Raw genomic sequence first — 4933 nt, 5'->3', positions numbered from 1 at the left:
AGACGGCGCCTGCTGGGGGGAATGTGCGGGGACGGGCTGCGGTGCTGGGAACGATCGCGTTGGTCGTCGTCTTCGGCGGCCTCATGGCACTCGTCATTGCCACGGTCGCCGCGTTGTCGTCCGGGTTCAGGGACATCCAGGCCGGGTTCGGTGCCTTGTCGGCCTACCAGGAGGTTCAGCAAGCGATCGCGACCGAGGCCTTCGCGGAGGTCGCCTACCGGCGGGCCCCGAGCGAGGATGCGCGAGCGCACATCCGGTCGGCGATCGCCGAACTGGACGGGTCGGTGTCCGGCCTGCGCCGACTGAACACCGCGCAGGACGACGGCGCGGCCGACCAGCTGCTTGTCCTCAACGGCCGCTACCGGCTGTCGATCGACACGGCGCTCAGGGATGGGCCCCGGGTCCCGGGCCCGCGAGGCTTCCAGGTCGGACCCGCACTCGATGCCATGCAGCAGCTGGTGAACGCCGCCGTCAAGCATCGCCAGGAGCTCGCCGACCATGCCGTTGCCATGCAGAAGGGTCGGTTCCGTACCTTGCGGCTGCTCGAGCCCGCTGCCGTGGTGGTGTCCATGCTGGCGGTCGGCCTGTGCTGGAGCGTCATCCTCGGCCAGCAAAACCAGCTGTTCGACCGGGCCGAGGTGAGCGAGGACCGGTCGTTGCACGACGTGCTCACGGGGGTCGGCAACCGGGCACTGCTCTCGCAGGCGCTCAAGGTCGAGCTCGGCGGTGACGTTCGTGACGCCGCCCTGCTCATGGTCGACCTCGACCATTTCAAGGAGGTCAACGACCAGTACGGGCACGCCGCCGGCGACGAGGTGCTGCGCGAGGTCGCGCGGCGGTTGCAGCAGGTCTCCGGTGCGCCCGACGCCGTCTTCCGGATGGGCGGCGACGAGTTCACGCTGCTGGTGACGCCCGCGAAGGCGGCCGACCGCGTTGTCACCGCGATCCGGCGCGCCCTGGAGGAGCCGATCTTGTACGAAGGTCTCGAGCTGCACACGCAGGCGAGCGTCGGTCAGGCGGTCCTGCATCCGGGCATGGACGAGCGCGATCTCCTCACCGCGGCCGACGAGGCGCTGTACCTCACGAAGCGCGCGACGGAATGATTGTTCCGTCGAGCGGGCAACCCATTCGGCGAGGGACCGCGAGCTCGCCTCGGTGGTTGGCCTAATGCCCCACGTCGCGTTGACGGATCGGATGGGCCAGTTAGGATCAAGAGACCGGACACGTTGGTCCTCGCCGAAACAAATATGCGCGTACAGACCAATGCCCTCGGTGAGCATTCTCACGAAGGTGTGTGCGCGGGGCATCCTGCACCGCTCCTCCTCAGTACGTCGCCGCACGAGCCCGCGGGCGGCGGTCCCCAGCGGCACGGCCGTGCACGGAGCAGGAGCCACTCGAGCACCGATGTTCTCGCCTCAGCGGAACGTTCTGCTGCGACGGCGGTTGTCACGACGCCGTGACCTCCGGCGCGCTCGCGGATCGGGTGCGGGCCGATGAGTTCCGAGCGACTGGCTTCGCCGACCGCCGGCCGGATGGGCCGCGTGGTCCGCTGGCTGGGGTCGGCATCCTGGCTCGTGCTGCTGCTGGGAATCGGGTCGACGTTCGTGCTGCCAGGCCCGCAGGACGGTCCGCCGCTGCGAACCGCTGTGGTCGTCACGCTGCTGGTCTTCTTCGTCGTCCTGGTCGCGCGCCTGCTCCTCCAGTCCGTTCTGCACCCGGCCAGGAGGTTGTCGCTCTGGTTCCTCGCGTCCGGAGTGGTCCTCTGGGCGGTCGGGTCCGCGACGGTGGGGGCCAGCCAGACGGAGGCCGCGGTGATGTTCCCCGCGCCGGGGGAGGTGTTCTTCCTCGCGTCGTACCTGGGGATGGTCGGGTTCCTCCTGCTCGACGTGCCACGTCGGGCGACTGCGACGGCCGCGATCTGGCTCGAGGCAGCCGTCGTCTGCGGCGCGGCGGCCTGCCTGGCCGCGTTCGCCGTGCTGACGCCGATGTCCCAGAGGTTCGACCGTGGCGGCCTGCCGTTGCTGCTCGCGGTCCTGTACCCGCTCATCGACGTGTTCCTCGGCACGATCGTCCTGGCGCAGATGATGCTGCAGAAGCGCGGCCACACGTGGCGCACCGCCGCCCTGACCTTGGGCTTTCTCGGCCTCGCCGTGGCCGACAGCACCTTCGTGCTGAGTCTGGACCGCGACACCTACACGTCCGACCTCGTGCTCGACGTGCTCTGGGGTGTCAGCTTCGCGGCGATCGTCGGGGTGGCGTGCGCGCGAGGTTCGTCGGACGTGCTCACGCCGAGCGAGCGCCGAACCACCCGCCTGCTGCCACTGGCCGGCGCGCTCGCGGTCGCGGTGCTCGTGCTGCACCCCGACGGGGTCATCGGTTGGTTCGTGATGGCCCCGGCTGTGCTGACCCTCGTCTGCGCCGGAGCCCGCATGGCGCTCGCGCTGCGTGAGGCGCAGGGCGCGGCCGAGGCGGTGCGCCTGTCCCGCACTGACGAGCTCACGGGGCTGCCCAACCGGCGGGCGATGATGGCGGCGGCCGACGACGCGCTGCGGAGCGCGGCTCCCCTGGGACTGGTGCTGCTGGATCTCGACGAGTTCAAGGACATCAACGACAGCGCGGGTCACACCGTCGGCGACGACGTGCTGATCTCCCTCGCGCACCGGCTCCGCTCGTCGATCGACTCGGACACGATGCTGGCTCGCTTCGGTGGGGACGAGTTCGCGCTGCTCGCGCCGATCAACGACGAGGTGCGCCTCTTCGAGATCGCCGAGCGGGTACGACGGGTTCTGCGGGACCCGCTACGGGTCGATGGCATGGACCTGTCGATCGATGCGTCCGTCGGCATCACGGTCCGCGAGCCCGGTGACGCCTCGTCGATCGAGATCCTGCGCCGCGCGGACATCGCGATGTACGAGGCCAAGCAGTCCCATGCGGGAGTGCTGGCCTTCGACGCGTCGCTGGACGGCTTCTCCCGCCAGCGGTTGCGGCGGGGAGAGGATCTGCGCCAGGCGATCGCCGAGAACGAGCTGGTCGTGTGGTACCAGCCACAGGTGGATGCGCGCACCCGCGAAGTGGTCGCGCTGGAGGCGCTCGTCCGGTGGCAGCACCCCACGCAGGGTCTGCTGTCACCGATGACCTTCCTGCCCGACGCCCGCCGGTCCGGTCTGATGCCGGCGCTGACCGGGGCCGTGATCAGGAACGTCGTGCGCGACGCGCGACGGTGGATCGACGAGGGGTTCGCATTCCGGGTCGCCTTGAACTTCGCGCCGCCGGAACTGATCGGCGGGAAGCTCATGCCCGAGCTGTTCAGGGCGCTCGACCGGGCCGGGCTGCCGGGCCACACGGTGCTCGTCGAGGTGACCGAGGACTCGTTCCTGTCCGACCCGGAACGTGCCCGTGAGGCGATCTACGAGCTGAGCGCGCACAACGTGGAGACCTCCATCGACGACTACGGCACCGGCTTCTCATCCCTGGCATACCTGCGGGACCTGCCGATGCAAGAGCTCAAGATGGACCAGTCGTTCGTCTCCACGATGCTCAGGGACGAGCGGAGCATGATGATCGTGCGGACGACGACGCAGATGGCGCACGCGCTCGGCCTGCGGCTGGTAGCCGAGGGCGTCGAGGACGCCGAGACCCAAGCCACCCTGCTCGCCATGGGCGTCGACGTCTTTCAGGGCTACCACATCGCCAAGCCCATGCCTTCCCACGCCGTCGGAGCCTGGGTGCGACGCTGGTCGGGCCAGATGTCCGGCGTGCGCTGAGCGCGTGGTCGCCGTCGTCATCGGGCCCAGGCTTCAGGATCGGCGAGAAGCGCGAGCCAGGGTGGCGGGGGTGGGGGCTTGCCGGGCTCGGCGTCGTTCGCTCGAGCACCGGCGTCGCCCACTGCTGGTTGGTGCTCTGGTGCGGCCGCGAGCTTCTGCCAGCGGGCTTCGATGGTGCCGTCGTCCAGTTGCTGGGCGGTGCCTGGTTGCTTGCGGTTGTCCCAGTTGCTGCGGGTGGCTTGGACGGCGAGGGAGAGGTCGAGGTGGTCGCCGTACCAGTCGGGGGTGGTGGTGTCGGGGGTGATGGTGGCTTGGTGGCTGGTGGTTGCGCCCTTGGCGTGGCCGGTCTGGGCGGGTGCGGGGGTGATGGTGGCGCCGCGGGGCGAGGTGAACAGGAGTTCGCCGGTGGGGGTGAGGGTGAGCTGGTAGTTCCCTTCGTGCAGGGCGCGGTGGTGCGCGGTGCAGACCAGGCAGAGATTCCACAGGGTGGTGGGTCCGCCGTTGGCCCAGTGCTGCAGGTGGTGGGCGACGAGGAAGCGGCGGCGGTTGCAGCCGGGGTACTGGCAGGTGCCGTCGCGGTGCCACAGGGCGCGGGTCAGGGCCGCGTTGGGGAACCGGGAGGCGCGGCCGAGGTCGAGGGTGTTGGCCGCCAGCCTGGGTGAGGATGTCGGCGTCACGGTCGGTGCGGATTTGAGTGATCGGCGAAGGCCCCGTCCCTGGTTCGGGGCGGGGCCTTCGTGGTCATGTTGACGGTTTGATGTTCACCGCGTCGTCCGCGGTGGTCTGGCCGTTACTCGGCGGTCACTTCGGCGACTGCGGCGCGGGTGGCGGACTCGTCGACGATGGTTTTGTTCGTGGCGAAGGTGGCGACGAGGGCTTGCAGGGCGATGTTGTTCACGGCTCGGGGCAGCCCGCGGCCGGTTTGGTGGATCAGGGCGGCGGCGTCGTCGGAGAACAGCTGGTCGCTGCGGCCGACCAGTTTGACGTGATGGGTGAGGTAGTCGCGGGTCTCGGGCTCGGTCATGGGTGGGATCGCGTAGCGCAGCGCGATCCGCTGGTCCAGGGCCGCGAATGCGCCGAGCTTGATCCGCCGGCGCAGCGTGGGCTGGCCCAGGAGCAGTGCGGTGAACGGCGCGACGGAGTCCATCTCGCTGTTCGTCAGGAGCCGG

Annotated in this window: 4 protein-coding genes; 2 read left to right on the top strand and 2 right to left on the bottom strand. The window is 69.8% G+C overall.

Going from position 1 to position 4933, the window contains the following annotated elements; all coding sequences use genetic code 11:
• Together VIM26_RS15780 and VIM26_RS15775 are read left to right on the top strand one after the other, a co-directional pair.
• Positions 1–1103: GGDEF domain-containing protein (locus tag VIM26_RS15780; protein WP_331952842.1), on the top strand; the 1103-nt coding region annotated here is incomplete at its 5' end.
• A gap of 390 nt (positions 1104–1493) precedes the next feature.
• Entirely contained in the window at positions 1494–3764 is a 2271-nt protein-coding gene (locus VIM26_RS15775) for a putative bifunctional diguanylate cyclase/phosphodiesterase (protein WP_331952840.1), read from the top strand.
• A 17-nt stretch (positions 3765–3781) separates the two neighbouring features.
• On the opposite strand, the gene VIM26_RS15770 is transcribed toward VIM26_RS15775, so the two are convergent.
• Together VIM26_RS15770 and VIM26_RS15765 are read right to left on the bottom strand one after the other, a co-directional pair.
• Positions 3782–4441, bottom strand: coding sequence for an HNH endonuclease signature motif containing protein (locus VIM26_RS15770; protein ID WP_331952838.1), 660 nt, complete (start codon positions 4439–4441; stop codon positions 3782–3784).
• A gap of 113 nt (positions 4442–4554) precedes the next feature.
• Positions 4555–4933 (bottom strand): hypothetical protein (locus VIM26_RS15765; protein ID WP_331952836.1); only part of this gene is annotated, 379 nt, incomplete at its 5' end.

It is taken from the genome of Pengzhenrongella sp., assembly GCF_036565025.1.
In the GTDB taxonomy this organism is placed as follows: Bacteria; Actinomycetota; Actinomycetes; order Actinomycetales; family Cellulomonadaceae; genus Pengzhenrongella.
The sequence above is the reverse complement of the archived record's forward strand: the minus strand, read 5'-3'. Positions and strand labels throughout refer to the sequence as shown.

What these genes read in the sequence shown, in the direction of transcription:
- VIM26_RS15775 (WP_331952840.1), top strand. Translation starts at nt 1,494, where the DNA reads ATGAGTTCCGAGCGACTGGCTTCGCCGACCGCCGGCCGGATGGGCCGC.